Here is a 26,931-nt window from a genome sequence, read left to right on the forward strand (position 1 = left end):
ATCGGCTCCGGCTCGATCGAAGGCGTGGACGGCGATACGCCCAGCTCGTTGGACAGACGGTTAGCGTCGAACCCGCCGCTGTTGTACTTCAGCTCGCGGGCGACCTTCGTCTGCTTGGCCTTGGCCCGGCCGCGCCCCATGGGTCGACCCCCTCAACGATGGGGCTCACGGCCCCGAGTCTGACACGTGTTCATGATCAGGACCGGCCTGCCCGAATGGGAGGACCGTCCCTTGGAGCATTAACGGTACCTGTTTCCGCCGCTGGACGGTACGTCGTCGGTGTGACGTGGCGCGCACCGACTGCACCCGAGACCGAGTCTTCCCAGGTCAGGGGATGTTTTGCGGCGATTTGCGCGCTGTCCGGAGGTGTCTGAGGTCCGTCGTTCCAGGACTGATTATCCCCCCTAGGGGGACCTCGGATCACCCGTTCGGGCGGAGAAGTGAGAATCCGGTTCCACATCGTGATGCGCGGGGAGCGGTTGGGTGGAGCCCCCCGCGCATCCGATCACCGGAGCGGGTCCGATCAGGCGCGGCGGGCGCCCGGCAGCAGGACCGTGCGCAGCGCGCTGATCTCGCGCATCCGCTTCTCGGCCAGGCGGTCGGCGGCGACCGCCGGCGGGATGCCGTCGGAGGTGGCCCGGGTGAAGATCTCCAGGGTGGTGTCGAAGATCTTGGTGGCCTTGTTCTTGGCCCGCTCGAAGTTGAAGCCCTCGATCTCGTCGGCGACCTGGATCACGCCGCCGGAGTTCACCAGGTAGTCGGGGGCGTACAGGATGCCGCGGTCGGACAGGTCCTTCTCGACACCCGGGTGGGCCAGCTGGTTGTTGGCCGCGCCGCAGACGATGGAGGTGCCGAACTCGCCCAGGGCGGCGACGACGGCGTCGGTCAGCGCGCCGCCGAGGGCGCAGGGGGCGTAGACGTCCAGCTTGGCCTGGAGCAGGGCGGCGGTGTCGGCGACCACCTCCACCTCCGGGTGCGCGGCGCGCACGCGGTTGACGGCGGCCTCGAAGGGGTCGGTGACGACGACGGTGGCGCCGTCCGCGACCAGGTGGCCGACCAGGTAGTGGCCGACCTTGCCGACGCCCGCGACGCCGACCCGCTTGCCGCGCAGGGTCGGCTGGCCCCAGCGGGCCTGGGCGGAGGCGCGCATGCCCTGGAAGACGCCGAAGGCGGTCAGGATGGACGAGTCGCCGGCGCCGCCGTGCTCGGGCGAGCGGCCGGTCACGAACCCGGTCTCGCGCGCGATGACGTCCATGTCCTGCACGTAGGTGCCCACGTCGCAGGCGGTGATGTAACGGCCGCGCAGGGACTCCACGAAGCGGCCGTAGGCCCGGAGCATCGCCTCGTTCTTGTCCTTGTTCGGGTCGCCGATGATGACGGCCTTGCCGCCGCCGAGGTCCAGCCCGGCCAGCGCGTTCTTGTAGGACATCCCGCGGGACAGGTTCAGCGCGTCCTCCAGGGCCGCCTCCTCGGAGGCGTACGGGAAGAAGCGGGTGCCGCCGAGGGCCGGGCCCAGCGCGGTCGAGTGGATGGCGATGATGGCCTTGAGCCCGGAGCTGCGGTCGTGGCAGAGGACGACCTGCTCGTGGCCGTCGCCGGGGGCGCCGTCCTGCTCGGTGCGGAAGATCCTGCTGAGCACGCCGGGTGCGGGGTGCGTGGCGGGGGTCTGTACGTCGGTCACTGTGGTGACTCCAGTAGGGAAGGCCCGCTGCTGTGGTGCGGGCGCCTATGGCGAAGAGTAGTCGCGCGCGGGCCGCTGATCCGCCCTCTTGTCCGAGCTTGTGCCGGTTGTCCGAGGGGTGAGACGAGAGGGGCTGCACGGTGCGGGCGCGAACGGTTCGGGGGCGCGCCCTCCCGGGGCCGGGCGGCCCGTGCGACCATGCAGGACGTGACCGTCGTACGCACTTCCGTACAGCCGCCCTACGCCGCCCACCTGCGGGTCTACGAGCCGCTGGCCGCGTACCCGGAACCCGAGCGGGCGCGTTGGCAGGCGTACGCGGCGGAGCACGGGCCGGACGCCGCGGAGGCGGCGCAACCGGTGGCGGCGGCGGTGCTGGAGGAGCAGCGGGAGGCGCTCGCGGAGGTGGCCGCCCGCACGCCCCGGGCGCTGCCGGAGCGGGAGAGCGAGCGGGCGTACCTGCGGGTGGTGGACGGCGTACTGTACGTGTGCCCGTGGGCGACCAGACTGCGGAGCTGGCAGGCGCTGGAGGAGCTGCGGGAGGGGGCTCCGGCGGCCCTGCTGGACACCGCGGTGCCGCCGGTGGCCCGGGCGGCCGCCGAGGCGGACCGGGAGCGCTGGTGGGCCGAGCACCCGGACGCCCGGCCGTGGATCCTGACCAGCCGGTGGGAGGTGCCGGTGCGCTGGTTCCTGCCGTTCGGGGACGAGGACCGGTGCTTCGTGCCGGGGGGAGCGGGAGCGGAAGGGACGCAGGGGGAGCGGGGGCGGCCGGCGGCGCTGTTCTACCTGGTGCCGATGGCCCAGGCACGGCGGCGGGTGGCGCGGGCCTTCCGGGCGCTGCGCGAGGCGGTGCCGGACGGGGAGTTGGTGCGGGGGGCGGAGCGGGTCGGGCGGTGGCTGGAGGAGTTCCACCCGCGCTCGCTGGTGGAGCTGGACTACGGGGGGCTGGTGCATCTGCTGGGGCCGGCACGGCTGTTGGCGGACCGTTCGGCGGGGGAGCTGGAGGAGGGGCTGAGCGCGCTGCGGGCGGGGGACACCGCGGAGGCGCTGCGCGTGTACGGGGAGCTGACGGCGCGGTGGCGCCGGGTGCTGGCGCTGCGGCATGCGAACTGACGTCACACCGCCCGTGTATGACTGCAAGAGGCCCTGGCCGCAACTCCGATGACCAAGGTCCCGGTTCGGGTCAATAGCTGCCGAACGTGACACTACTCACCGTTGACGCGAACTTACCCCTATGTGCAAAAATGGGACAACCAGCCCAACTTCACGTGAGCGTGCCCACTTTTGGGTGGTTCTGGAGTCGATGCGTGCTTTGTGGGGAAACGGAGGGTCTGGTCACCTCGTAACCGGATGTCACTGCAGTGTGACTGTCCGTTATGGGGTGGTCCATCGCCATCCGTCGGCCTTGAGCCCGTGAGGGGTCAATTTTGGCGGTTTGGTCGATAGGGCTGGACGGATGGTGTAGTTGTAGACACCAGGACAAGCCGTTCGTCCTATAACCGACTCGGCCCGTCTATGCCATTTCGGGCATCGCGGGCCAAGGTGCAGAATTTGAAGGATAGAACCGCCCTGGTTCGGTTCTCCCGAGGAGGCCGCTCATGACCGCTCGTACCCCTGATGCTGAGCCGCTGCTGACGCCGGCAGAGGTTGCCACCATGTTCCGCGTGGACCCGAAGACGGTTACCCGCTGGGCCAAGGCAGGCAAGCTGACGTCGATTCGCACGCTCGGTGGTCACCGCCGTTACCGCGAGGCGGAGGTGCGCGCTCTGCTGGCCGGGATTCCCGCTCAGCGCACTGAGGCCTGATAGGCCAAAGGCTCTTTAAAGGGGCCGCTAACCGGACTCCGCCGGGTCCGGTTGGCGGCCCCTTTGTCGTGCTCGGCTGCCGACTCCCGGAGGCCTTCCGGTCCGTCGGAATGTTGAGCTCCGGATACCGATTTGATGCGCGTGGGGCGGGGGGGATTTACAGTGAATAAAAGTGCAATTTTACATATTAAATTAGCAGGGTCTCCGAGAGGTCGTTCCGGGTCCGATTCGCGGAGGGGGGCGAGTGACGACTGTCACACGGTCTGTCACTTGCGGTCCGGGCCTGGTCCGGGGCACAGACCTGGACCACAAAAAGCGAGAGGCCCGGAACCTGACGGTTCCGGGCCTCTCGCGTTACGGCGATCCCGACGGGACTTGAACCCGCGACCTCCACCTTGACAGGGTGGCGAGCTAACCAACTGCTCCACGGGACCAGAGTGTTCTGATCTCGTTCACTCGCTTGCCGCGCTGCGAACAAGACAGATCGTAGCCCATGGTGGGCCCCCAGGTCGAACTGACTCCTGAAGGCCCACCCGCAGCTCAGGGCGTCGCCCCGCCGCCCGGGTCAGAGCGTCGCCCGGGCGGCCTCCATCGCCTTCACGATCCGCTTCTCCGAGACCGGGCTCGGCGTGCCCAACGACTGGGCGAAGAAGCTGACCCGCAGTTCCTCGATCATCCAGCGGATCGCCCGCACCTCCTCCGACGGTTGGCGTCCGGCCGGCACCGCCGCCAGCAGCTCCCCGTAGGCCTGCTGCACCTGCTGGACCTTCAGCAGCTGCTGGGCGTCCCGCTGGGGGTGGTTGGGCAGCGCCTCCAGCCTGCGGTCCACCGCCAGCAGGTAGCGCTTGAGGTCGGGCAGCCGCTGCCAACCGGTGGCCGTCACGAAGTCCGGGTGCACCAGCGAGGCCAGGTGCAGCCGGACGTCGTTCACCGCGTTCAGCAGCACCGGGCTGCTCACCGTCTTCAGCCGGGTCGAGGCCTTGTGGAAGGCGATCAGCGCGGTGGCCGTCTTCAGCGTGGTGTCCGCGGACAGGTCGTACAGGTCCGCGCGCACCTTGTCGTGCAGCTTGCCGAAGGCCGCCTCGTCCCAGGCCGGGCCGCCGTTCAGGGCCATCAGCCGGTCGGTCGCGGCCGACACGATGTCCTCGAAAAGGGCGGTGATCGAACCGTGCGGGCTGTGCGAGAGCGCCAGCTTCGCCTGGTTGCCCAGCCGTCCCTGGATCGACTTGGCCGGGGAGTTGACGGTCAGCATCAGCAGCCGGCGGGTGCCCTCCCACATCGCCCGGGCCTGCGCCTCCGGGGCGTCGAACAGCCTGATGCCGACCGAAGCCCCCTCGTCCACCAGCGCCGGGTAGGCGCGCAGCGCGTGGCCGCGGGAACGCTGCTCGAAGGTGCGCTGGAGCACCGGCAGCCCGGCCGGCCAGGCGGTCAGCCCGCCCTGCTCGATGCCCTGGCCGGAGGCCGCCGAGGAGAGCGTCTCCTTCAGCTTCGGCTTGAGCCTCAGCCGCAGCTCCTCCAGGTCCTTGGACTCGGCGAGCTTGCGGCGGCCGTCCACCACCCGGAAGGTCACCTTGAGGTGGTCCGGCACCCGCTCGTCGTCCCAGGCCTCAGGCGGCACGGTGACCGCCGTCAGCCGCTTCAGGGCGTGCTCCAGCGACGGCAGCAAGGGCTCCTGGCGGTCCTTCACCCCGCGCAGCGCCGCCTTGGCGAAGTCCGGCGCGGGGACGAAGTTGCGCCGGATCGCCTTCGGCAGCGACTTGATGTACGCGGTGACCAGTTCCTCCCGCAGACCGGGGATCTGCCAGTCGAAGCCCTCCGCGGTGACCTGGTTGAGCACCGGCAGCGGGATGTGGACGGTCACGCCGTCCGCGTCGCTGCCCGGTTCGAACTGGTAGGTCAGCTTGAAACGCAGCTTGCCCTGTTGCCAGTAGTCCGGGTAGTCGGCCTCGGTGACGCCGTCCGCGGCGTCGTTGATCAGCATCGACTTCTCGAAGTTCAGCAGGTCCGGCTGCTCGTGCCGGGCCTTCTTCCACCAGGAGTCGAAGTGCCGGGTGGAGACGATGTCGTCGGGCAGCCGGGCGTCGTAGAAGTCGAACAGGGTCTGGTCGTCCACCATGATGTCCCGGCGGCGGGCCCGGTTCTCCAGCTCCTCGACCTCGCCGAGCAGCTTGCGGTTCTCGGCGAAGAACCGGTGGTGGGTCTCCCAGTCGCCCTCGACCAGGGCGTTGCGGATGAACAGCTCGCGGCAGAGCTCCGGGTCGATCCGCCCGTAGTTGACCTTGCGCTGGGCGACCACCGGCACCCCGTAGAGGGTCACCTTCTCGTACGCCAGGACGGCGCCGGCCTTCTTCTCCCAGTGCGGCTCGCTGTAGCTGCGCTTGATCAGGTGGCCGGCCAGCGGCTCGACCCACTCGGGCTCGATCTTGGCGTTGATCCGCGCCCACAGCCGGGAGGTCTCCACCAACTCCGCCGACATCACCCAGCGCGGCGGCTTCTTGAACAGGCCGGAGCCCGGGAAGACCGCGAAGCGGGCGCCGCGCGCACCGCCGTACTCGCGCTTCTCCACGTCGAACAGGCCGATGTGGGAGAGCAGACCGGCCAGCAGCGACTGGTGGATCCGGTCCGCGTCCGGCTCGGCATCGAGGTGCGGCTCCTCGATTGTGACGCCCAACTGCTTCGCGACGGTGCGCAGTTGGGTGTAGATGTCCTGCCACTCCCGTATCCGCAGGTAGTTGAGGAACTCGGCCTTGCACATCCGGCGGAAGGCCGAGGAGGAGAGCTCCTTCTGCTGCTCCCGGATGTAGCGCCACATCGACAGGTAGGCGAGGAAGTCGGAGGTCTCCGAGTTGAACCGGCGGTGCCGGTCGTCGGCGGCCTGGCGCTTCTCGGCGGGGCGCTCGCGCGGGTCCTGGATGGAGAGCGCGGCGGCGATCACCATGACGTCGCGCACGCAGCCGTTGCGGTCCGCCTCCAGCACCATGCGGGCCATCCGCGGGTCCACCGGGAGCTGGGCGAGCTTGCGGCCGAGCGGGGTCAGGCGCTTGCGCGGGTCCTTCTCGTCCGGGTCCAGCGCGCCCAGCTCGTGCAGCAGGTGCACGCCGTCCTTGATATTGCGGGAGTCCGGCGGGTCCAGGAACGGGAAGGCGGCGATGTCGCCGAGGCCGGCCGCGGTCATCTGCAGGATCACCGAGGCCAGGTTGGTGCGCAGGATCTCGGCGTCGGTGAACTCGGGGCGGGAGAGGAAGTCCTCCTCCGAGTACAGCCGGATGCAGATGCCGTCCGAGGTGCGGCCGCAGCGGCCCTTGCGCTGGTTGGCGCTGGCCTGGCTGATCGCCTCGATCGGCAGCCGCTGCACCTTGGTGCGGTGGCTGTAGCGGGAGATCCGGGCGGTGCCCGGGTCGATCACGTACTTGATGCCGGGGACGGTCAGCGAGGTCTCGGCCACGTTGGTGGCCAGCACGATCCGGCGCAGGTTGGAGCGCTGGAACACCCGGTGCTGCTCGGCCGAGCTGAGCCGGGCGTACAGCGGCAGGACCTCGGTGTTGCGCAGCTTCAGCTTGGTGAGCGCGTCGGCGGTGTCGCGGATCTCGCGCTCGCCGGAGAGGAAGACCAGGATGTCGCCCGGGCCCTCGTCCTGCAGTTCCTGGGCGGCGTCGCAGATCGCCTGGACCTGGTCCCGGTCGCGGTCGGCGGCGTCGTCGTCCTCGTCCTCCTCCAGGATGGGCCGGTACCGGACCTCGACGGGGTACGTGCGGCCGGAGACCTCGACGATCGGGGCGTCGCCGAAGTGCCGGGCGAAGCGCTCCGGGTCGATGGTCGCGGAGGTGATCACGATCTTGAGGTCGGGACGGCGGGGGAGCAACTGCTTGAGGTAGCCGAGCAGGAAGTCGATGTTGAGGCTGCGCTCGTGCGCCTCGTCGATGATCAGGGTGTCGTACTGGCGCAGATCGCGGTCGGTCTGGATCTCCGCCAGCAGGATGCCGTCCGTCATCAGCTTGACCAGGGTGTCCTGGCCGACCTGGTCGGTGAACCGGACCTTCCAGCCGACCGCCTCGCCGAGCGGGCTGTTCAGCTCCTCCGCGACGCGCTCGGCCACCGTGCGGGCGGCGATCCGGCGCGGCTGGGTGTGGCCGACCAGGCCGCGCACGCCGCGGCCCAGCTCCAGACAGATCTTCGGGATCTGGGTGGTCTTGCCGGAACCGGTCTCACCCGCGACGATCACCACCTGGTGGTCCCGGATCGCCTCCAGGATGTCGTCCTTCTTCTGGCTGACCGGCAGCTCGGCGGGATAGCTGATCCTCGGGACGGCGTTCCGGCGCTGCTCGACCAGCAGCTCGGCGCGGTCGATGTCGGCGGCGATCTCGGTGGCGATCTTCTGCCGGGCCTCGGCCTTGCGGACCCGGCGGGCCCCCTCCAGCCGGCGCCCGATCCGGACCTGGTCGCGCAGGGTCAGCTCGGGCAGGCGGGCGGCCAGCTCACCGATTCCGGGACCCTCGGCGGGTGCGGGGGCGGACTGGACTGCGGGAGAACTCACTGCGGGCATCCCTCTAGGTTCGCAAGGAGGTGCGGCGGAGCGCACCTCGGTTTTCGAGCCCCTCCAGTGTCACAGCCGCCGGTGGGGAATCGCGAACGACGGGCAACGGTCGGCGCGGGTTCTGGGCTCTGGGGGGTCGAGGAGGTGCTCATGGGAGCCCAGAAGACCGCACGGGACGAGGAGTTCCGGGCGTTCACCGGCAGTGCGTGGTCGCGGCTGCTGCGGACGGCGTACCTGCTTGCGGGGGACCGGCACGGCGCCGAGGACCTGGTCCAGCAGGCGCTGGAGCGGGCCTACGTCGCCTGGAGCAGGGTCCGGGCGGCGGACGACCCGAACGCCTACGTGCGCCGGATCCTGATCAACGAGCACGCCCGGCGGTTCCGGCGCAGACCGGCCGAGTACCTGGTCAACGCCGTTCCCGACCGGCCCGCCCCGATCGGGCCCGACCCGGACGACCGGGCCGTGCTGCTGACCGCGCTCGCCGCCCTGCCCCCGCGCCAGCGCGAGGCCGTGGTGCTGCGGTACTGGGAGGACCTCAGCGAGTCCCAGACCGCGGCGGCGATGGGCTGCTCGGTCGGGACGGTGAAGAGCCAGGCGGCCAGGGGACTGGCCAAGCTCCGGGAGGCCTCCACACTCAACGGGCTGACGACCATCGGAGGCGGAAGATGAGCAACGAGGACATGGCCGGGGCCGAGGCCGCGGCGTCGTACGGGCTGAGCGACGTGGCCGAGAGCATCGAGATCGGGGCCGTTCCGTACGACCGGCTGATGGCCGGGGGCCGGCGCCGGCTGCGGCGCCGGCGGCTGGTCACCGCAGGGGCGGCCGCGGCGCTGGTCGTGGTCGTGGTCGGGGCGGGGACGGCGATCGGCGGGTACGGGCGGGGAGCCGACGGGGCCTCGGTGGCCGTCGTTTCCTCCGCGGCTGCGACCGCTTCGGGCACGCCGTCGGCCCCGGGTACCCCGACGGCCACCCCCACCCCGACGGCCATCCCCACCCCGACGGCTTCGGCCGCTCCGTCCGGGACCGCGCGGGACCCGTTCACACCGATCCGGGTCAAGGTCCGCGAGGGCACCGCGAACGGCCACGCCCTGGAGGCCTGGATCGCCCTGTGGCCGGCGGCCCCTACTGCTGAGGACGGCCTCAAGCAGGGCCAGCTGATCTGGGAGGAGCGGCACGCCGCCGACCCGAACCTGTCGCCGAGCTCCCAGCAGGACGTCGACGCGGTCTGGGACCCGCACATGGACCGGGTTGACGTCTATCTGACCGCGGACGGCAAGCGGCAGCCCGGCGACCACGTGGAGTCGACCACCGCCCCGGGCGGGACGGCGAAGGACGGCTCGGAGGCCGTCATCAACGGCGTGGTGCTCAACCGCGTGGTCGGGGCGGCGGGCATCCCGGAAGCGGTGGTCGTCCGGGTCAGGCCCGAGGTCGCGAAGGTCGTGGTCACCTGGAAGACCGGCGGCTCCGTCGAGGCGGTGCCGGTCGCGGTCGGGGACTCCCCGTTCCGCTGGTACGCCGTCGTCCGCAGGCCGGGTTCCACCGACAACACCGCCACCTCCTACGCCGCGGACGGGTCGGTGCTGCGGACCCAGACCACCTGGTGGTGATCCGGCGCCGGGTCGCGGGTTGAGCCGCCGCCGCACCCGATTGTCAGTGCCGTGCGTCACAGTGGACCGGTGGCGCGACGAAGCGTCAACGATCGGGAAGGCGGTGGCCGGTGAGCGGCGCGAAGGGTCTGTCCAAGGACCGGTGGGGGCGGATGCGCGACGTGTTGTCCGGGCACGTCGAGCGGGGCGGGGTGCCCGGCCTGGTGGCCGCCGTCGTGCGGGACGGCGACCTCCGCGTCGAGGTGCTCGGCAGCCGGGACGCGGCCGGCACCGCCCCGATGCGGCGGGACACCCTCTTCCGGATCGCCTCGATGACCAAACCGGTCACCGCGGTGGCCGCGCTCACCCTGGTCGAGGAATGCCTGCTGCGGCTGGACGACCCGGTCGACCACCTGCTGCCCGAGCTGGCCGACCGCCGGGTGCTGCGCCGGCCGGACGGCGAGCTCGACGACACCGAGCCCGCCGTCCGGCCGATCACCCTGCGCGACCTGCTCACCTTCGGGCTCGGCTACGGCTTCGCGATGCTCCCGCCGTCCGCGCCGATCGTCCGGGCGACGGCCGAGCGCGGCGTCGACGTCCGGCCACCCCGGACGGACTACCCCGAGCCGGACGAATTCCTGCGCCGCCTCGGCGAGTTGCCGCTGCTGCACCAGCCCGGGGCGGGCTGGCACTACCACACCGGCTCGACCGTCCTCGGCATCCTGCTCGCCCGCGCCTGCGGCAAGCCGCTCGGCGAGGTGCTGCGCGAACGCGTCCTCGACCCCCTCGGCATGCGGGACACCGGCTTCACCGTCCCCGCCGACCAGGTGCACCGGCTCCCCGTCGAGTACGTGCGCGACCGGGCGAGCGGGCGGCTCGTCCCGTACGACGACCCGGCCGACAGTGCCTGGGCCCGGCAGGCGCGCCTCGACGACGGCGGCGGCGACCTGGTCTCGACGCTGGACGACTACCTCGCCTTCGCCCGGATGCTGCTGGCCGGCGGCGAGGGCGCCGGAGGCGTCCGGGTCCTCTCCCGGCCGGCCGTCGAGCTGATGACCACCAACCACCTCAGTTCCGTCCAACTCGCCGTCTCCGCACCACTGTTGGGGCGCAAAGAGCTCACCGGCTGGGGCTTCGGCGTCTCCGTCGCCACCACCCGCACCGGCCTCGCCGCCCCCGGCCGCTACGGCTGGGACGGCGGACTCGGCACGGTCTGGTTCAACGACCCGACCGAACGGCTGACCGGCGTCCTGCTCACCCAGCGGATGTTCGAGAACCCCGCTCCACCGGCCGTGGCGCGCGACTTCGAGGTGCTCGCGTACCAGGCCCTGGCGGGGTGAGCGCGGCCTCATCGGCGTCCGGGAGCCAGTCGCGGGCCGGGTCGTACTCCAGCCACCGGCTGCGGGCCGCCTCCGTCGTGAACGCCTCCAGCAGCTCTTCCAGCCGGGGGTGCGGGTCGGTGCCCGCGCCAGCTCGCCAGAGCAGCGACCAGGCGTAGAGCGGGGTCGGACCGGCCAGCGGGATGGTCCGGACGCCGGGACGGTCGGGGAGCGGGCCGTCCGCGGGGACGAGCGAGAAACAGGTCGGATCGGCCCGGACCTGATCGACGAAGTGCTCCAGGCCCAGATTGGTCGAACCGACCCGGTCGGTGATGCCGAAGCGGGCGGCGAAGCGGGTCAGGAAGTCCAGCCGGTCCACCGCCGCCGGATAGCGCAGCACACTGCCGCGCAGCTCCGCCGGACTCAGGGTGTCCCGGCCCGCCAGCGGGTGGTCGGCGGACAGCAGCGCGTCCACCGGCTCCAGCCGGACCAGCCGGTGCGTCAGCCCGGCGTCGGCGCCGTCCGGCAGGGCGTGCACCCGGCCGAACCCCGCGTCCGACTCCCCGCGCAGCAGCGCTGCCGCGACCGACGGCAGATCCCGCCCCGGCACCGGCTCCACCTCCAGCCCCGGCGCCGCGTCCACCGCCTGCGCCAGCGTCCGCATCGGCGCGTACAGGTGCCCCCACACGTCGATCCGCAACGGCCGCCCGGCCCCCCGCACGGACGCCACCGCCCGCTCCCCCTGCGTCAGCACCCGCCGGGCCGGCTCCAGGAACCGCCGCCCCGCCCCGGTCAGCCCCACCCCGCGTGCGTCCCGCTCCAACAACCGCACCCCGAGCGCCGCCTCCAACCGCGCCACCCGCTTCGACAGCCCCTGCTGACTGATCCCCAGCCGCCCGGCCGCCCGCCCGAAGTGCAACTCCTCGGCCGTGACGACGAACGCCCGCACCTGCCCCAGATCCAGATCCACCCGGGCACCTTAGGCGGTGGGCCGGGCGCGGTGGCGGTGAGGGAGGCGCCGTGGGTGGGGCGTTCACGTGTGGGCCTTCGCGGCGTTGCTCGGGGGCGGTGCTTTCCGGCCCGTGGCGCACCCCCTTCCTCCTCGCCCGACAACCGTCGGTTGTCATCGCCCGTCGACGGTTGTTGGACCGGCCGGTGGTGGGCGCGGTGAGCTGGGGGTCCGATCGAGCGGAGGGAGTGCGGGGATGAAGGCACTGGTGGCGGAGGGCGGGGCGGTGCGGTTCGCGGAGGTGGAGCAGCCGCGGCCGGGGGCCGGGGAGGCGCTGGTGAAGGTGGAGGCGTTCTCGGTGAACCGTGGCGAGACGTTCCAGCTGGAGGCGCCCAGGCCCGGGTGGCGGCCGGGGAAGGACGTCGCCGGGCTGGTCGTGCAGGCCGCCGCCGACGGGTCGGGGCCAGGGGCGTGCCGGCGGGTGGTCGGCCATCCGCCGGCAGGGGGGTGGGCCGAGTACGTGTGCGTGCCGACCTCCTCGCTCGCCGAGCTGCCCGACAGCCTGGACGCCGTACGGGCCGCCGCGCTGCCGCTCGCGGGCCTCACCGCGCTGCGGCTGCTGCGGACCGCCGGGGCGCTGGCCGGGCGGCGGGTGCTGATGACCGGGGCCTCCGGCGGGGTGGGGCACTACTTCACCGAGCTGGCCGCCGCGGCCGGGGCCGAGCTGACCGTCGTCACCGCCTCCCCGGAGCGCGGCCGCCGGCTGGCCGAACTGGGGGCCGCCGAGGTGCTGCACGACCTCGGCGAGGCGCGCGGCCCGTACGACCTGGTGCTGGAGTCCACCGGGGGCGCCGCCCTGCCGCTCGCACTGGCCCGGCTGGCCCGGCGCGGCACCCTGATCTGGTTCGGCCAGGCCTCCCGGACGCCCGCCACGCTCGACTTCTTCGACTTCTTCGAGGGCCCGGAGTCGGCCACCCTGCGGCACTTCCACTACGCCGACTCCGACGTGCCCGACGGCGCCGACCTGGCCACCCTGGTGCGCCTCGCGGCGGAGGGCCGGCTGACCCCGGAGCTCGGCCGGGTGGCGCCCTGGGCGGAGACCGCCGCCGTGCTCACCGACCTGCGCGAGCGCCGGATCCGCGGCAAGGCCGTCCTGACCGTCGCCTGAACCCCCCTCCTTCCGGAAAGGAACTCCCACCGTGTCCTTCGTCGACGACGCCGACCAGCTGCCCGCCTTCGTGGCGGCCAACCGCCCGCGCGCCCACGGCGCCGGCCTCGACCCGTACGAGTACGCCCGGGTGACCGCCCCACTGACCACCCTGCGCGACTGGCCGGCCGCCTTCGGTGCCGTCGGCCGCCGGTACGCCGTGGCGGCCGAGCGCGCCGCCGTCGAGGGCCGTACGGTCACCGCCGGCACCGCCTACCGCGACGCCGCCCGCTGGTTCCACGCCGCCGGGCTGCTCCCGCACCCCGACCGGGCCGCCGCCGCCCGCCTCGCCGCCGAGGCCGACGAGGCGATGCGGCGGGCGCTGGCGCTGCTGGACCCGACCGCGGAGCGCGTGGAGGGCGAGGGCTTCGCGGGCTGGCTGCGCCGCCCGGCCCCGGCGGGGGAGCCGGCCCCGGTGGTGGTGGTCGTACCGGGCATGGACTCCGGCAAGGAGGAGTTCCACGCGGTCGCCGAGGCCCTGTTGGTTCGGGGTGTCGCGGTGCTCGCGATCGACGGGCCCGGGCAGGGCGTCCTGGCCGCCACCAGCGCGCCGGAGCCGGACTACCACCGGGTGGTCGGCCGTGCCCTGGACGCGCTCGCCCACCGCGACGGCCTGGACCCCGCCCGCACCGCCGTGATCGGCCTGAGCCTGGGCGGCTACTACGCCGCGACGGCCGCCGCCCGTGAGCCGCGGCTGCGCGCCGCGGTGACCGTCAGCGGCCCGCACCGGCTGGACTGGGAGCACCTGCCCCCGTTCGTCACCGAGACCCTCGCCCAGCGCTGCGGCGGCCCCGAGGCGGCCCGCGCGTTCGTCGAGCGGCTCGACCTGACCGCCCTCGCCCCGGCGATCACCCTCCCGCTCCTGGTGGTCGAGGGCGGCGAGGACCGCATCCCGGGCGTCACCAACGCGACCGCCCTCGCCTCACACGCCCCGAACGCCGAGCTCCTCCTCGTCCCCCACGGCAACCACCTCCTGGGCACCGCCCTCCCCGACTGGCTCCCCGCCGCCGCCGACTGGCTCACCACCCGGCTCGCCTGAGCGGACCAGAATCCGCCGACGCCGGACACCCGGCGTCGGGACCCGACCGCCCGGAACGGCGAAAGCCCCCTGGAAACCGTCAACTCGCCACGGGGGCTTCCCGGTTGTGGCCAGGGTCGGGGTCGAACCGGTGATCTTCCGCTTTCCAGGCCAGGCCGGGGCGTTGATATGCCCCAGTTCGGGAGATCCTGCTGTCCGTAGAAGGCCGCCTTCGGACACCGTCGTTCGGGCCGATCGGCGTCAGCGTTGCCGGCTCGACGACCGGGCTCTGCGCGGGTGACGCCATCACTTCGTGAGGGACCACCGTCCGCAGGAGTGCGTCTTCGGATGCCCCGTCCACGTCTGGTTGCGTCAGCGTCGGCGTCAAACGACGGTGGAAGGGTCCCTGGCTTCAAACCTCTGGTCCCGTCCCCGCTGGCGGTTCACTACGCTTGGTGTGGTGAAAGCAGCACGAAGCCTCGCGATTTGGCTGGCCGACCGTACTCCTTCGCAGCTGACCGAACTGCTGGAGCAGCGCGAACTTCCCTACGCGGCCAGGGTGGCGAGCCTGACCGACCTGGCCGGCCACCTGCTGACGGACGCCTCGACGGCCCTGGGGCTGAGCGAGATCAGCCTCGGGGACCTTCAACTGCTGGTCGCCGTGGCGACCTTGGCCGAACGATTGCACGGTCCGCTACCGGCCGTCCCGCCGGCACATCACCTGTTCATGGGCTACGGCGGCCGTTCACCGCGGCTCGACGCGTCTGCGGTCGACCCCGCTGACCGGTCCGTGACCCGGGACCAGCTCTTCCGGTTCCTGCAACTCGACGGCGCGGGTCGGTCCGCGGCCGAGGCCGCGCTGTCGCGGCTGACCGAGCGGGCCCTGGTGCTGCCCTCGTCCGGAAGCAGGGTCACCGTTCCGATCCTGGTCCACCGTCAGGCGGCCGAAGGCGGCGGTTACGGCCGGCCCGCCGAACAACTGCTCACCGAGGCCTTCAACGCTCCGGAGATTCACCGCATCGCGCAGGGGCTGGGGCTCGCGAAGACGCGGACTCGAGACGAGGCGCAGCGGCAGATCGTGGACGTGCTCAGGGACGCGAAGCGCGTGCGCGCCATGGCCGCCGAGGCGCCGCCCGCGGCCTTGGACCTGCTGGACAAACTGGTTCCGGGCCCGCCACTGCTGCGCACGCACTGCTTCGTCTCCCGGTACGGCGGCGGCTTCTACCCGGGCTCCGGAGGCAAGTTCACCTTCCGGGAAGGCGGCTCGGGAGATCCCGGTACGGACTGGCTGGCCGCCCGCGGCCTGGTCGTTCCGGTGGATGAGGACCTGGTGGAACTGCCGCGCGAGGTGGCCGACGCGTTGCGTGACCACGACCGTGCGCCGAGTTACCAGTCTGCCCCGCCCCCGGTCGAGGGCACGGTGGAGATCCCCGGTGGTGCGGTCGAGAGTCAGGCGCAGGCGGCGTTGGCCGGGGCGGCCTCCCGGGTCGAGCTGATGCTCCGCCAGATGGTCGTGCAGCCGCTCGCTGTGCGCAAGGCGGGCGGAATCGCAGTCCGGGACACCCGCCGGCTGGCGAAGGCGGTCGGCATGCCGGAGGAACAAACCCGGTTGTGGCTCGACCTGGCGAACAACGCGGACCTGATCACCCCTTGCGCCGAGGAACCGGAGGCCCCGGCGAGAGGACGGGGCCGCGCGCGTCGGCCGGAATCCGAGCCACCCGCCCGGATGCTGCCCACCGAGCGGTACGACGAGTGGCTGGCGGCTCCACCCGCTCAACGGCTGCTGCCGCTCGTCGCCACCTGGGCGGTGGTGCCCGAGGTGTTCAGCTATTGGCCGGACGAGAACGACACCCCGGTCGCGCTGGTCACGCCGGAGGACGGCGAGGCTGTCGATCTGCGCTATGCCGTGCTGGAGGCTCTGGCCACCGTTCCGGCCGGGCACGGAGTCGCCACCGGCAAGTCCGCTCGCGCGCGGGCGACCGCTCTCGCCGGTCTCATCGCCACGGCCGCCTGGTTCCGCCCGACTGCCCTCGCCCAAGGTTCGTGGGAGACCGAGCGGGTCGAGGCGACCCTGGCGGAGGCGGAGCTGCTCGGGGTCGTCGCCCACGGAGCGCTGACTTCGCTCGGGCACGCCGTGCTCGGGCTCCTGAGGTTGGGTGCACACCGCCACTTCCCCGCCGTTCCGGGCGCCGGGCCGGCGCTGCGCGACCGTCCCGCTCTGGACGACGCGGTTCGGCAGTTGTCCGCGGCCCTCGACGCGCTGCTGCCCGCGCCGCAGACCACCGCCCGGTTCCAGGCGGACCTTACGGCCGTGGTCGCCGGAGCTGCCGCACCAGAGCTGACCGACCTCCTGGCCGCCTGTGCGGACCGGGAGTCGGAGGGCCATGCCGTGGTGTGGCGGATCACCCCTGTGGCGGTCCGCCGGGCGCTGGACTCCGGATGGGAAGCCGCCGACCTGCTGGCTCGACTGGCCGACGTCTCCGAGGGCGGGCGGCCGCTTCCGCAGCCCCTGGAGTACCTGATCAAGGACACCGCGCGGACCCACGGCCGGATGCGAGTGGTGCGCTCCGCCTGCTGCATCCGCTCCGACGACGAGGCACTGGTGTCGGAGCTCGCCGCGGCCCGTGCGCTGTCGAGGCTCGGGTTGCGACGGATCGCGCCGACCGTGCTGATCAGCACGGCCGAGCCCGAAGCGACCCTTGCCGCGCTTCGGGCTGCCGGCTACGCCCCCGTGCTGGAGGCGGAGACCGGGACGACCGTCATCGAGAAGGCCCGTCAGGAACGCGGTCCCAAGCGCATGCCGTCACTGTCCGGAGCGCGATCGCGCCACAGCAAGGGACCGGGCACTGCCCAGTCGCTGGCGGGCGCGTTGCTGGCCGGCCGGTGACCAGGAGGATCGCCCCAAGTGCTCGGGCAGGGCGATGTGCGCGGCATCGTGGCGGTGTAGTCGCCTCGGAGCCCCCGGACCCGGGGTGGGAGCTCGGCACACCGGGCGTGTTGAATCGGCAGCGAGGGCAGCGTGTCAGTGGCCCTCGGTCCAGAATTGTTGGATCCGGGCGATCGCTCCTGCCCTGTCCATTTTCGCGATCTCGTCCTCCGCGAGCCCTACGCGGTTGATCAGCATGTGGACCAGGTCCGCAGGAAGTGCCTCACGTGGCGGCTCCGGTGCGCCACGGTCGGGCAAAGTGCCGTCCAGGACGCAGGGCCAGAACTCGTCCTCTGCCACGTCCAACTGGTCGCGGAGGATGTGTGCCCACATGCTCGCGCCGTACACCGTCCGGTCCACTGGGTGGGACACCCGGGTTCGGAGGATTCGCCCGTCGTAGAGGCCGAGCTCGTACGTCACATGGTGGGTACCCGTTCGGCCGCGCGCGTCACGTACGCGGTCCCAGCCTTCAACCTTGCAGAACTGCTCGTGCCGTTCGCGGGTCGGCTGAGGCCAGGTCACTTCGCGACTCCGAGCAGCCAGTCGCGGAGCTGCGCGTCGTCGCTGAGGCCGATCAGCTGAACCAGGCCCCAGTTGTCGCGGTGGTTCGGAGCGCTCAGGAGTCGGTCCTGCCAGTCCTCCGCGTACTCGCGGAGCGCGTCGACCATCTCGTCGATGGCCTCATCGAACGTGCCGCCGTCTGCGGCGACCGGGAGGCCGGGGAAGAACACCGACCAGCCGCCACCCTCGGCGACCACCTCGGCCTTCGACGGGCACAGCAGCGTGAGGGCGTGGCGCAGCCGCCCCGCGTCGACCACGGCCGCACGGCCGGTGTCTCGGCGAACGGTCGCGACCCTGCCCTGCCCGGCTGCGTCCAGCAGGTCCTTCAGGTGTGCTCGGGCTTCGGTGTAGCTCTCGTAGTGGACTGCTGTCATTGGGAGCCTCCTCGTCCGAGAACCAGGGTCGCGCCCCGCTGCGAAGTACGTCAAGTACGTCACGTACCTGCCGTCGGGCAGGAAGATGGTGATCGTCCGCTGTCCCGTTGGCGTCAAACGACGCGAAAATGCCCCCGAAGCGATCTGCTTCGAGGGCATCATGCCTGGTCAAACACTGTGGCCAGGGCCGGGGTCGAACCGGCGACCTTCCGCTTTTCAGGCCAAGCCGGGGACGCTATATGCGCCGGTTCGGGCGATTCTGCCGTCCGTGGAAGGCTGCCTTCGGCCCTCGTCGTTCATGCCGGTTGGCGTCAGCGTTGGCGTCATCCGGTACGCACGAGCCGGTTGGGCTCACCAGCCGAGAGCGCGGAGCCGCTGGTTCGTCCGGTGCAGGTCGAAGCGGGTCGGGTCGAAGCCGGCCGCTGTTTCGAGGCCGAGCCAGCACAGCAGATCCTCGCGCTCGGGATGGGAGGGGTCGCTGAGGGCCTGCTTGAGGTCGTCGTAACCGGGCGCGCCGCCGCAGTCCTCGGGCGGGCAGGCTCCTGCCCCGTCGATGCACAGAGGGTAGTGGTGGCCCGCCTCGGCAGCCAATTGGCGCTCGACGAGGATGCGGTGCTCCCACGAGTCACCGAAGTCGTAGGTGTAGTCGAGGAACTCTCCCTCCTTGACCACGGCGTCCAGGGCGGCGGCGGTCTCGTCGACGAAGTCGAGTTCGGAAGAGGGATGGCCGTAGTTGACGCCTTTCACGTCGAACGCGTGCAAATGGCAGTTCTGCCAGCCCATGGCGGCCTGGATGACCAGGTGCAGTCGGTCGAGGCGGAATCCGGCGGGGACCTGAACGCGGCGCCAGACAGCGGGCTGTTCCACATCGGCGAGTTCGATGCGGAGCTGGTAGACGGGATCACCGGGACGTGCTTCCCCGCGCAGCTGGGCCATGGCTTGACGGCCCCGCGAGGTGAGGGCGACGGCGTCGCCGACGTGCTGGACCGAGCCGAGGCCGAGGAGCGTCGCGAGGACGCGGTCCACGTCGCGGTCGTTGCTCCGGCGCAGCAGCCGGAGGCGGTCCTCGGGAAGATCGTCGAGGACGTAGAACCCGGAGACCTTGTCCCACACCGCAGCCTGCAGCTCGTGCTCGGGAACCAGGTCGTCGGCGGCATACAGGCTCGTCAGCAGCACCCGAAGCCCGGCCGGGTACTCCTCGGCGAAGATCGAGCCGAGCCACCCGGAGGGGAGCACCGCCTCGCTGATGCGCGGCAAGGCCTCGAACAGTGCGTCGAGGATAAGCTCGGGGTTCTCCAGCATGCGCGCGTTCTTCTTGACCGGCACCAGACGGCCGCCGACGACCCGCAGCAGCCGGGCCGCCTTGGCCCATTCCACCAGTAGGTTCAGGTGGTGGAGCTCCTGGCTCGACTTGGTCTTGAAGGTCCTGTCACCGATGGCCGGGTCGATGGTGTCGCCGGTCTCCAGGAGCGCGACCAGGGTTCGCGCATCCGCGAGGGTGACCTTGCCCGTCTGGGTGAGCTTGCGCCCCGCGCCGATCCAGCTGACGAGACCTCGGATCTGCTCGACGGTGCGTGGCTGCTCGGATTCCATCATCGGTTCCTGACTGCCTTGGGCTTGACGGATTCCATCATCGAGGATCGGCAGACCCGCTAGGGTCGCGGCGATGAGCGAGTACCAGTACTACGAGTTTCTGGCGATCGACCGCCCGCTGACTCGAGAGGAGCAGGAAGAACTGCGATCGCTGTCGACTCGGGCCCGGATCACCGCGACCAGATTCACCAACGAATACCAGTGGGGCAACTTCCGAGGCGACCCCAGGCGGATGGTGGAGCAGTACTACGACGCTCATCTCTACCTGACCAACTGGGGCACCCACCAGGTGATCCTGCGCGTGCCCAAGGGACAGCTCGCACAGCGAGCGGTGGAGCCGTACTGCTTCGACGAGTGTTTCGAGGCATGGACGACCGAGACCCACCTCATCCTCGACCTGCGCAGTGAGGACGAGAGCGGAGACTGGGACGAGGGTGCCGAGGACTCGCTCGGCGCCATCGCCGGGGTTCGGGCCGAGCTGGCCTCCGGGGATCACCGCGCCCTGTACCTCGCATGGCTGTCCGGCATCGGCGCCTGGGCACTCCAGGACGACGACGAGGAGGCTTACCAGGCAGTGGTCGAGCCCCTGGTCCCGGCTGGGCTCGATCGGCTCACCGCACCGCAGCGGGCGCTCGCGGACTTCCTGCGCGTCGACGCTGACCTGCTGGCGGTCGCCGCCCAGGCCAGCCCGCCCGCCCCCGCGCCTCGAAAGCGGCCCGGGAAGAAGGAGCTGACGCCGCTGATCGCCGCGCTTCCCGAGAAGGAGAAGGACGATCTCCTGTTGCGCCTTGCACTGGGTGATGAGCCTCGCCTGGGAGCCGAACTGTTGCGCCGCCTGCTCGGCGAGCCGTCTGTTGTGACCGTGCCGGGACAGCGCTCAGCCGCAGAACTGCTGGATGCCGCGCACGCGCGAGCCACTGAGCGCCGGCAGCGCGGTGAGCGCGTTCGAGTCGAGGCACGGGCGAAGAAGCTGACCGCTCTGGCCGCCGAGGAGGAAGCGATCTGGCGTGAGGTCGAGAACCACGTCGCCCGTAAGCAGACGGCCCGCTACGACGTCGCCGTGGCCCTCCTGGTCGAGCTCCGTGACGCCTGTGACCACGTCGGGCGCGGCCTTGAGTTCCGGCAGCGGCTCGCAGCACTCCGCGACCGGTACCAGCACCTGCCGGCCTGCTGCGCCGACTCGACGAACGGGCACTGCGGGGCTGACGCCCGTCCGTCAGTTGATCACTTCGATGACGCACCGCGCCCCGGAGCCTCGCTGCAGCTTGGCGTCGCCAGTGACCAGGGGTACGCCCAGATGCTCGGCAAGGGCTACATACGCGGCGTCATATGCGGTGAAGTTGCCTCGGAGTTCCCAGATCCGCGGCAGGAGCTCCGTGTGCTGGGCTCGCTGAATCGGCAGTGAAGGCAACAGCCGAAGCGCGCGATCCGCGTCGGCGAACTCGATCTTTCGGCCGAGCAGAAGTCCTCGGATGGCACTCGTGGCCTCGATGTCGATCAGCGCCGGGGCGGCGAGGCGTTCTCCCGAAATCCGGCTCGCGCAGGCCTTCCCGACCGGACCCCGATCAACCAGCGCGGCCACGAGCACCGAGTTGTCGACGACGATCACTCGCCCCGGCCCTCCCGCTGTGCGGCGAGGATGTCGGCCATCGAGACACTGCTCGACAGGTTCTCGCGGGCGGTGGTCAACACCTCCTCGACGGTCGGTTGCGCAGCATCCTCCTCGAGTCGTAGCCGGAGGTACTCCTGCAGCGATCGTCCCGACTCGTCTGCGCGCCGACGCAGTATCGCGTAGGCCTCGTCGTTCAGGTTCCTGATCTGCACAGTAGCCATGCATGCATAGTAGCGCTGCTCGGCCTTGAATTCAGCGCTATTGCTCTGGAGGTCTGACCGTCCGCCGTGCCGTTGGCGTCAAACGACGCGAAAATGCCCCCGAAGCGAGCTGCTTCGAGGGCATCGTGCCTGTTCAGGCGATGTGGCCAGGGCCGGGGTCGAACCGGCGACCTTCCGCTTTTCAGGCGGACGCTCGTACCAACTGAGCTACCTGGCCGTACTGCACCGTCTCTTGCGAGACGAGCGATCCCGACGGGACTTGAACCCGCGACCTCCACCTTGACAGGGTGGCGAGCTAACCAACTGCTCCACGGGACCTTGTAGTGGCGAACCACTAAGGTCTTGCGGCACTGCACTTTACTACGGTACTGCGTGCCCCCAACGGGATTCGAACCCGTGCTACCGCCTTGAAAGGGCGGCGTCCTGGGCCACTAGACGATGAGGGCTTGCGGCCTGTCCCGCTGTTTCCAGCGTTCGGGGACGTCGAGAAGCATATGGGATGCCGGGCGGATCGCCAAAACGGGTTTGGGCCGGGTGGGGGGCAGGGCCTCGGTGGGGGGTCAGGACCAGCCGAGTTCGTCGAGCTCGTGGTCGTCGAAGCCGAAGTGGTGGGCGACCTCGTGGATGACGGTGGTGCGGACCTCCTCGACCACCTGCTCGCGGGTCTCGCAGTGGCGCAGGGTGGGGCCGCGGTAGATCAGGATGCGGTCGGGCAGCACGCCGGCGTACCACTCGCCGCGCTCGGTGAGCGGGGTGCCCTCGTAGAGGCCGAGGAGTTCCGGGTCGCCGGGATCGGGTTCGTCCTCGACGAAGACCGCGACGTTGTCCATCATGGCGGCGAGCTGCGGGGGAATCTGGTCCAGGGCGTCGCTGACCAGCGTCTCGAACTCTTCCCGGGTCATCTCCACCGGATCATTGTCGGGTCTGGGGTGACGGTGTGCCAGGCAGCGGGCGCCGGTGTTTGATGGGGCTATGGCGACCTCGGAGGATGCGTTGGACGACACCGCGGAGGGGCCGGCGCGGACCGGTCCGCCGCCCGCGGCGGTGCGCGGTCGTCCGCCGGTGCCGCGCGGGCAGGGGCCGGCGGTGGCGGTGGTCGCGGTGGGCGGCGCGATCGGGGCGGTGGCGCGGTACGCGGCCGGGCTCGGCTGGGAGACCGGGCCGACGGCGTTCCCGTGGACGACGCTGCTGATCAACGTGGTCGGCTGCGCGGTGATCGGGGTGTTCCTGGTGGCGATCACCGAGGGGCGGCCGGCGCATCCGCTGCTGCGGCCGTTCTTCGGCACCGGGGTGCTGGGCGGGTTCACCACCTTCTCGACCTACTCGGTGGACATCCGCCGGCTGCTGGAGGCGGGGCGGTTCGGGCCCGGGCTGGCGTACCTGGGGCTGACCCTGCTGGGCGCGCTCGGCGCGGTGTGGGCGGCGGCGGTGCTGACCCGGCGTCTGATCCGCCGTCCGGTCCGTGTCGGGGGTGTCCGGTGAGCCGGCTGAGCGGGCCGGCGCTGCGGCTGACCGTGCTGGTGGGCGAGAGCGACACGTGGCACCACCGCCCGCTGTACAGCGAGATCGTGCACCGGGCGCGGGCGGCCGGGCTGGCCGGGGCGAGCGTGTTTCGGGGGATCGAGGGGTTCGGCGCCTCGTCGCTGGTGCACACGGCGCGGCTGCTGTCGCTGAGCGAGGACCTGCCGGTGGCGGTGGTGATCGTGGACGAGGAGGAGCGGGTGCGGGCGTTCCTGCCGCAGCTGGAGGAGCTGGTGGCCGAGGGGCTGGTGGTGCTGGACCACTGCGAGGTCGTCCGGTACACGGGCCGTAGGGCTGGCCGGGGCGGGGGAACGGAGTGAACTGGCTGCTGGTGGTGGCGGGCGCGGTGGTCGGCGCGCCGCTGCGGTACCTGACCGACCGGGCGGTGCAGTCCCGGCACGACTCGGTGTTCCCGTGGGGCACCTTCACGGTGAACGTGTTCGGCTGCCTGGTGCTCGGCCTGCTGACCGGCGCGGTGGCGGCCGGGGCGGCCTCCTCGCACGTCCAGCTGCTGGTCGGGACGGGCTTCTGCGGGGCGCTGACCACCTACTCGACCTTCTCGTACGAGACCCTGCGGCTGGCCGAGTCCGGCGCCGGGCGGTACGCGGTGGCGAACGTGGCCGGCAGCCTGGCGGCCGGTCTGACCGCGGTGTACGCGGGCGCGGAGCTGGCCTCGGCGCTCTGGGGCTGAGCGGGCCCGGCCGGGCCCCGGCCCGGGGGTGATCGGGAGGCGCCGGGAACTGCCCTGCGGCCCGTGTCCCGCCGTACCCGGCGCGCGTTGGGCACCGAAAGAGCGGCCGCGCGCCAGTGGGCGGCCCGGGTGGGGTGGCAGAGAGGGAGCTCGGTGGCTTCGGTGCGGGCGGTGCGGGCGGTGCGGGTGCGGGTGGCCGCGCCGGTGCGGGAGACACGGGAGCCGGCGGTCCGGCGGTCGCGCGCGGTACGGGCGGCGGCGGTGCTGGCGGTGGCCGGGCTGGGGCTGACCGGCTGCATGTCGGTCGGTCCGGCGGCGGAGGAGAAGCACGGCGGGGTGGCACCGGTCGGGCAGGCCGGTCCGGCGGGCAAGCCGGGCGCGACGGGCGGGCCCTCGGCCTCGCCGACCGCCGGGCACCCGGGTGGGGCCTCGGGGCGCCCGGAGCGCCAGGGGGGCCTGCAGTCGGAGAACGCGCCCGTGGGGGCCACGGCCACCATGGCGGGCGAGGTCGCGCCCGGTGCGAACGGCGCGGTCGCCGGCGTGGTCCCGGTGCCGGGGGCGGGCACTCCCGAGAACGCGCCGGGCGCCAACAGCTCGACGGGGGGCGGGAATCAGAGCCCCGCGCCACACCCGGGCGGCGGCACCTCGACCGGTACCGGCGGCACCGCGGGCCCCGGCGGTACGGGCGGCACCGGCGAGGGCCGCTCCGGCGGCTCGGCCGGGACCCCGTCGGCCACCCCGAGCAGCCGCCCGTCCAGCTCCCCCGAGCCGGGACACACCACGCCAGCCGCGACCGTCCCGCCGGGCCCCCAGCCCTCCTCGGGAAGCTCCGGTTCCTCGGCCCCGAGCCCCCGTGCGGGTGGGCAGTAGCGGTCTGGCCAGGGCATTTGCCTCCGATCCCTCGGGTCCTCTATGGTGGTAGATCGTTCGTTTGATTCATTTGACTGGCGCCCCATTCCCATCGGCGCCCTTGGCGCGTTCCGGCGATCCGTGGCTGACCGCATAGAGGCGGTTGTGAAACAGAACCCCGGACTTTGGCGCGTGCCACTTCCGGAAGGTTTTGCATGTCTCTCGTTGACGACGCCCGCTTCGCCATGCCTGCGAGCGAGTCCGCCGCCGATGTCACCGACACCACCGCCCCCACCACCGAAGCCGTCGAGGCCGCCGACGTCGAGCTGAACACCGACGCCGTCGAGGCCGAGGAGGTCGTCGAGCCCACCGTCACCTTCGGCGACCTGGGCCTGCACGACGACGTCGTGCGCGCCCTCGCCAAGCGCGGCGTCACCACCCCGTTCCCGATCCAGGCCGCGACCATCCCGGACGCCCTGGCCGGCAAGGACGTACTGGGCCGTGGCCGTACCGGCTCCGGCAAGACCCTCAGCTTTGGCCTGCCGCTGCTGACCCGCCTCGCCGACGGCGAGCGCACCAAGCCCAAGCACCCGCGCGGCCTGATCCTCGTCCCGACCCGTGAGCTGGCCATGCAGGTGGCCGACGCCCTGGAGCCGTTCGGCTCGGTGCTCGGGCTCAAGCTCAAGGTCGTCTGCGGCGGCACCTCGATGTCGAACCAGATCTACGCGCTGGAGCGCGGCGTCGACATTCTGGTCGCCACCCCGGGCCGCCTGCGCGACCTGATCAACCGCGGCTCGGCCAAGCTGGCCGACGTCCAGACCGTCGTGCTCGACGAGGCCGACCAGATGGCCGACATGGGCTTCCTGCCCGAGGTCACCGAGATCCTCGACCAGGTGCCGGCCGGCGGCCAGCGCCTGCTGTTCTCCGCCACCCTGGAGAACGAGATCGACACCCTGGTCAAGCGCTACCTGAAGAGCCCGGTCACCCACGAGGTCGACCCGTCGGCTGGCGCGGTCACCACCATGACCCACCACATCCTCGTGGTGAAGCCCAAGGACAAGGCGCCGATCACCAACGCGATCGCCGCCCGCAAGGGCCGCACGATCATCTTCGTCCGCACCCAGATGGGCGCCGACCGCGTCGCCGAGCAGCTGATCGAGGCCGGCGTGAAGGCCGACGCGCTGCACGGCGGCATGACCCAGGGCGCCCGCACCCGCGTCCTCGGGGACTTCAAGGACGGCTACGTCAACGTCGTCGTCGCCACCGACGTCGCCGCCCGCGGCATCCACGTCGACGGCATCGACCTGGTCCTCAACGTGGACCCGGCCGGCGACCACAAGGACTACCTGCACCGCTCCGGTCGCACCGCGCGGGCCGGGCGCTCCGGCGCTGTCGTCACCCTGGTGCTGCCGCACCAGCGCCGTGGCGTCTTCCGCCTGATGGAGGACGCGGGCGTCGACGCCAGCCGCCACATCCTGGACCACGCCTTCGACGCCGAGGTCGCCCGGATCACCGGCGCCCGCTCGCTCACCGAGGTGCAGGCCGAGAGCGCCGCCAACATCGCCGGTGCCGCCGAGCGCGAGCTCGCCGACATGACCCGCCAGCTGGAGCGCGCGCAGCGCCGCGCCACCGAGCTGCGCGAGGAGGCCGACCGCCTGGCCGCCCGTGCGGCGCGCGAGCGGGCCGAGCTGGGCATCGAGGACGAGGCCCCGGCCGCCGACGAGGCGGGCGAGCAGGCCGCCCCCGAGACCCCGGCCGCCGCTGAGGCCGCCCCCGCCGCGGCCGCGCCGCAGACGGAGGAGCGCACCCCGTCGTACCGCGAGGCGCGCACCGAGCGTCCGGCCTTCGCGCGTGACCGGGACCGCGACCGGGACCGGGACCGTGACGAGCGTCGTTCGGGCGGCTTCAACCGGGACCGTGACGACCGTCGTTCGGGCGGCTTCGCCGGCCGTGACCGTGATGACCGTCGCTCGGGCGGTTTCGACCGTGACGAGCGTCGTTCGGGCGGCTTCAACCGGGACCGTGACGACCGTCGTTCGGGCGGCTTCGCCGGCCGTGACCGTGATGACCGTCGCTCGGGCGGTTTCGACCGTGACGAGCGTCGTTCCGGCGGCTTCAACCGGGACCGTGACGACCGTCGTTCGGGCGGCTTCGCCGGCCGTGACCGTGATGACCGTCGCTCGGGCGGTTTCGACCGTGACGAGCGTCGTTCCGGCGGCTTCAACCGGGACCGTGACGACCGCGGCGGCCGATCCTTCGGCGACCGTCCGGCCCGCTCCTTCGGTGACCGCCCGTCCTTCGGCCGGGACCGCGACGAGCGCGGCGGCAGCAGCCGTCCGTTCTCGCGCCGCGACGACCACCGCTCCGGCGGCCGTCCGCAGGCCGACCGCGGTGGCTTCAACCGTGACCGCGGCGGCTTCGGCGACCGTGACCGCGGCGGCTTCAACCGCGACGACCGCAAGCCGCGCTGGAAGAACTGATGTCGTA

23 protein-coding genes and 4 tRNA genes are annotated in these 26,931 nt (G+C 71.9%); 13 read left to right on the forward strand and 14 right to left on the reverse strand.

The window, feature by feature from the left end:
* Positions 1 to 140 (reverse strand): DUF3073 domain-containing protein (locus ACWC9T_RS10420; protein WP_449820741.1); only part of this gene is annotated, 140 nt, incomplete at its 3' end.
* A gap of 383 nt (positions 141 to 523) precedes the next feature.
* A complete protein-coding gene (locus ACWC9T_RS10425) occupies positions 524 to 1,681 on the reverse strand; it encodes a Glu/Leu/Phe/Val dehydrogenase dimerization domain-containing protein (protein WP_449820645.1) in 1,158 nt (385 codons plus the stop codon).
* Between the two features lie 198 nt (positions 1,682 to 1,879).
* Between ACWC9T_RS10425 and ACWC9T_RS10430 the strand changes: the two genes are divergently transcribed.
* Together ACWC9T_RS10430 and bldC are read left to right on the forward strand one after the other, a co-directional pair.
* Positions 1,880 to 2,791: a hypothetical protein gene (locus tag ACWC9T_RS10430; protein ID WP_449820646.1), complete on the forward strand. Its 912-nt coding sequence runs from the start codon at positions 1,880 to 1,882 to the stop codon at positions 2,789 to 2,791.
* 485 nt (positions 2,792 to 3,276) lie between these two features.
* A complete protein-coding gene (gene bldC / locus ACWC9T_RS10435; RefSeq protein WP_014137253.1) occupies positions 3,277 to 3,483 on the forward strand; it encodes a developmental transcriptional regulator BldC in 207 nt (68 codons plus the stop codon).
* Positions 3,484 to 3,843: 360 nt separating this feature from the next.
* On the opposite strand, the gene ACWC9T_RS10440 is transcribed toward bldC, so the two are convergent.
* Positions 3,844 to 3,917: transfer RNA gene (locus ACWC9T_RS10440), tRNA-Asp, on the reverse strand.
* A gap of 131 nt (positions 3,918 to 4,048) precedes the next feature.
* Entirely contained in the window at positions 4,049 to 8,026 is a 3,978-nt protein-coding gene (gene hrpA / locus ACWC9T_RS10445) for an ATP-dependent RNA helicase HrpA (RefSeq protein WP_449820647.1), read from the reverse strand.
* A 141-nt stretch (positions 8,027 to 8,167) separates the two neighbouring features.
* On the opposite strand from hrpA, the gene ACWC9T_RS10450 reads away from it, so the two are divergent.
* The 3 genes from ACWC9T_RS10450 to ACWC9T_RS10460 all read left to right on the forward strand — a co-directional run bounded on the left by ACWC9T_RS10450 (position 8,168) and on the right by ACWC9T_RS10460 (position 10,943).
* Positions 8,168 to 8,686: a SigE family RNA polymerase sigma factor gene (locus ACWC9T_RS10450; protein WP_449820648.1), complete on the forward strand. Its 519-nt coding sequence runs from the start codon at positions 8,168 to 8,170 to the stop codon at positions 8,684 to 8,686.
* Positions 8,683 to 9,624, forward strand: a complete 942-nt coding sequence (locus ACWC9T_RS10455) for a hypothetical protein (RefSeq protein ID WP_449820649.1) — start codon at positions 8,683 to 8,685, stop codon at positions 9,622 to 9,624. The genes ACWC9T_RS10450 and ACWC9T_RS10455 overlap by 4 nt, the downstream gene beginning before the upstream one ends.
* 110 nt (positions 9,625 to 9,734) lie before the next feature.
* Positions 9,735 to 10,943, forward strand: coding sequence for a serine hydrolase domain-containing protein (locus tag ACWC9T_RS10460; protein ID WP_449820650.1), 1,209 nt, complete (start codon positions 9,735 to 9,737; stop codon positions 10,941 to 10,943).
* Here ACWC9T_RS10460 and ACWC9T_RS10465 read toward each other — a convergent pair.
* On the reverse strand, positions 10,858 to 11,892 hold the full coding sequence (locus ACWC9T_RS10465) for a LysR family transcriptional regulator (RefSeq protein WP_449820651.1): 1,035 nt from the start codon (positions 11,890 to 11,892) through the stop codon (positions 10,858 to 10,860). The two genes, ACWC9T_RS10460 and ACWC9T_RS10465, sit on opposite strands and share 86 nt — an antisense overlap.
* 235 nt (positions 11,893 to 12,127) lie before the next feature.
* Between ACWC9T_RS10465 and ACWC9T_RS10470 the strand changes: the two genes are divergently transcribed.
* From ACWC9T_RS10470 to ACWC9T_RS10480, 3 genes are all read left to right on the forward strand, one after another.
* On the forward strand, positions 12,128 to 13,039 hold the full coding sequence (locus ACWC9T_RS10470; RefSeq protein ID WP_449820652.1) for a zinc-binding dehydrogenase: 912 nt from the start codon (positions 12,128 to 12,130) through the stop codon (positions 13,037 to 13,039).
* Positions 13,040 to 13,070: 31 nt separating this feature from the next.
* Positions 13,071 to 14,117, forward strand: coding sequence for an alpha/beta hydrolase family protein (locus ACWC9T_RS10475; RefSeq protein ID WP_449820653.1), 1,047 nt, complete (start codon positions 13,071 to 13,073; stop codon positions 14,115 to 14,117).
* A gap of 439 nt (positions 14,118 to 14,556) precedes the next feature.
* Positions 14,557 to 16,983, forward strand: coding sequence for a helicase-associated domain-containing protein (locus ACWC9T_RS10480; RefSeq protein WP_449820654.1), 2,427 nt, complete (start codon positions 14,557 to 14,559; stop codon positions 16,981 to 16,983).
* Positions 16,984 to 17,118: 135 nt separating this feature from the next.
* Here ACWC9T_RS10480 and ACWC9T_RS10485 read toward each other — a convergent pair whose 3' ends face one another.
* From ACWC9T_RS10485 to ACWC9T_RS10525, 9 genes are all read right to left on the reverse strand, one after another.
* Positions 17,119 to 17,544 carry a cytotoxic translational repressor of toxin-antitoxin stability system gene (locus tag ACWC9T_RS10485; RefSeq protein WP_449820655.1) on the reverse strand — a complete coding sequence of 142 codons (426 nt, stop codon included), beginning with the start codon at positions 17,542 to 17,544 and terminating at the stop codon, positions 17,119 to 17,121.
* Entirely contained in the window at positions 17,541 to 17,957 is a 417-nt protein-coding gene (locus tag ACWC9T_RS10490; protein WP_224283296.1) for a type II toxin-antitoxin system HicB family antitoxin, read from the reverse strand. The genes ACWC9T_RS10485 and ACWC9T_RS10490 overlap by 4 nt, the downstream gene beginning before the upstream one ends.
* Positions 17,958 to 18,308: 351 nt before the next feature.
* The gene (locus tag ACWC9T_RS10495; protein ID WP_449820656.1) at positions 18,309 to 19,550 is read right to left on the reverse strand and encodes a plasmid pRiA4b ORF-3 family protein; all 1,242 of its coding nucleotides are present in this window, start codon (positions 19,548 to 19,550) and stop codon (positions 18,309 to 18,311) included.
* Between the two features lie 1,216 nt (positions 19,551 to 20,766).
* Positions 20,767 to 21,159 (reverse strand): type II toxin-antitoxin system VapC family toxin, encoded by a 393-nt coding sequence (locus ACWC9T_RS10500; protein ID WP_449820657.1) that lies wholly within the window; start codon positions 21,157 to 21,159, stop codon positions 20,767 to 20,769.
* Complete coding sequence (locus ACWC9T_RS10505) at positions 21,156 to 21,383, reverse strand: FitA-like ribbon-helix-helix domain-containing protein (protein WP_449820658.1); 228 nt, start codon at positions 21,381 to 21,383, stop codon at positions 21,156 to 21,158. Before ACWC9T_RS10505 ends, ACWC9T_RS10500 begins: the two co-directional genes overlap by 4 nt.
* 143 nt (positions 21,384 to 21,526) lie before the next feature.
* A tRNA-Phe gene (locus tag ACWC9T_RS10510) sits at positions 21,527 to 21,600 on the reverse strand.
* A 27-nt stretch (positions 21,601 to 21,627) separates the two neighbouring features.
* Positions 21,628 to 21,701, reverse strand: a tRNA-Asp gene (locus ACWC9T_RS10515).
* A 55-nt stretch (positions 21,702 to 21,756) separates the two neighbouring features.
* Positions 21,757 to 21,829, reverse strand: a tRNA-Glu gene (locus ACWC9T_RS10520).
* Positions 21,830 to 21,943: 114 nt separating this feature from the next.
* Complete coding sequence (locus tag ACWC9T_RS10525) at positions 21,944 to 22,285, reverse strand: metallopeptidase family protein (RefSeq protein WP_360257883.1); 342 nt, start codon at positions 22,283 to 22,285, stop codon at positions 21,944 to 21,946.
* A 70-nt stretch (positions 22,286 to 22,355) separates the two neighbouring features.
* Between ACWC9T_RS10525 and crcB (ACWC9T_RS10530) the strand changes: the two genes are divergently transcribed.
* From crcB (ACWC9T_RS10530) to ACWC9T_RS10550, 5 genes are all read left to right on the forward strand, one after another.
* On the forward strand, positions 22,356 to 22,865 hold the full coding sequence (crcB, locus tag ACWC9T_RS10530) for a fluoride efflux transporter CrcB (protein ID WP_449820659.1): 510 nt from the start codon (positions 22,356 to 22,358) through the stop codon (positions 22,863 to 22,865).
* Positions 22,862 to 23,224 (forward strand): DUF190 domain-containing protein, encoded by a 363-nt coding sequence (locus ACWC9T_RS10535; protein WP_449820660.1) that lies wholly within the window; start codon positions 22,862 to 22,864, stop codon positions 23,222 to 23,224. The genes crcB (ACWC9T_RS10530) and ACWC9T_RS10535 overlap by 4 nt, the downstream gene beginning before the upstream one ends.
* The gene (crcB, locus tag ACWC9T_RS10540) at positions 23,221 to 23,595 is read left to right on the forward strand and encodes a fluoride efflux transporter CrcB (protein WP_449820661.1); all 375 of its coding nucleotides are present in this window, start codon (positions 23,221 to 23,223) and stop codon (positions 23,593 to 23,595) included. The genes ACWC9T_RS10535 and crcB (ACWC9T_RS10540) overlap by 4 nt, the downstream gene beginning before the upstream one ends.
* 153 nt (positions 23,596 to 23,748) lie before the next feature.
* Positions 23,749 to 24,465 carry a hypothetical protein gene (locus tag ACWC9T_RS10545; protein ID WP_449820662.1) on the forward strand — a complete coding sequence of 239 codons (717 nt, stop codon included), beginning with the start codon at positions 23,749 to 23,751 and terminating at the stop codon, positions 24,463 to 24,465.
* A 194-nt stretch (positions 24,466 to 24,659) separates the two neighbouring features.
* Positions 24,660 to 26,924 (forward strand): DEAD/DEAH box helicase, encoded by a 2,265-nt coding sequence (locus tag ACWC9T_RS10550; RefSeq protein ID WP_449820663.1) that lies wholly within the window; start codon positions 24,660 to 24,662, stop codon positions 26,922 to 26,924.
* Positions 26,925 to 26,931: the final 7 nt, after the last annotated feature.

Source organism: Kitasatospora sp. NPDC001159, assembly GCF_053598235.1.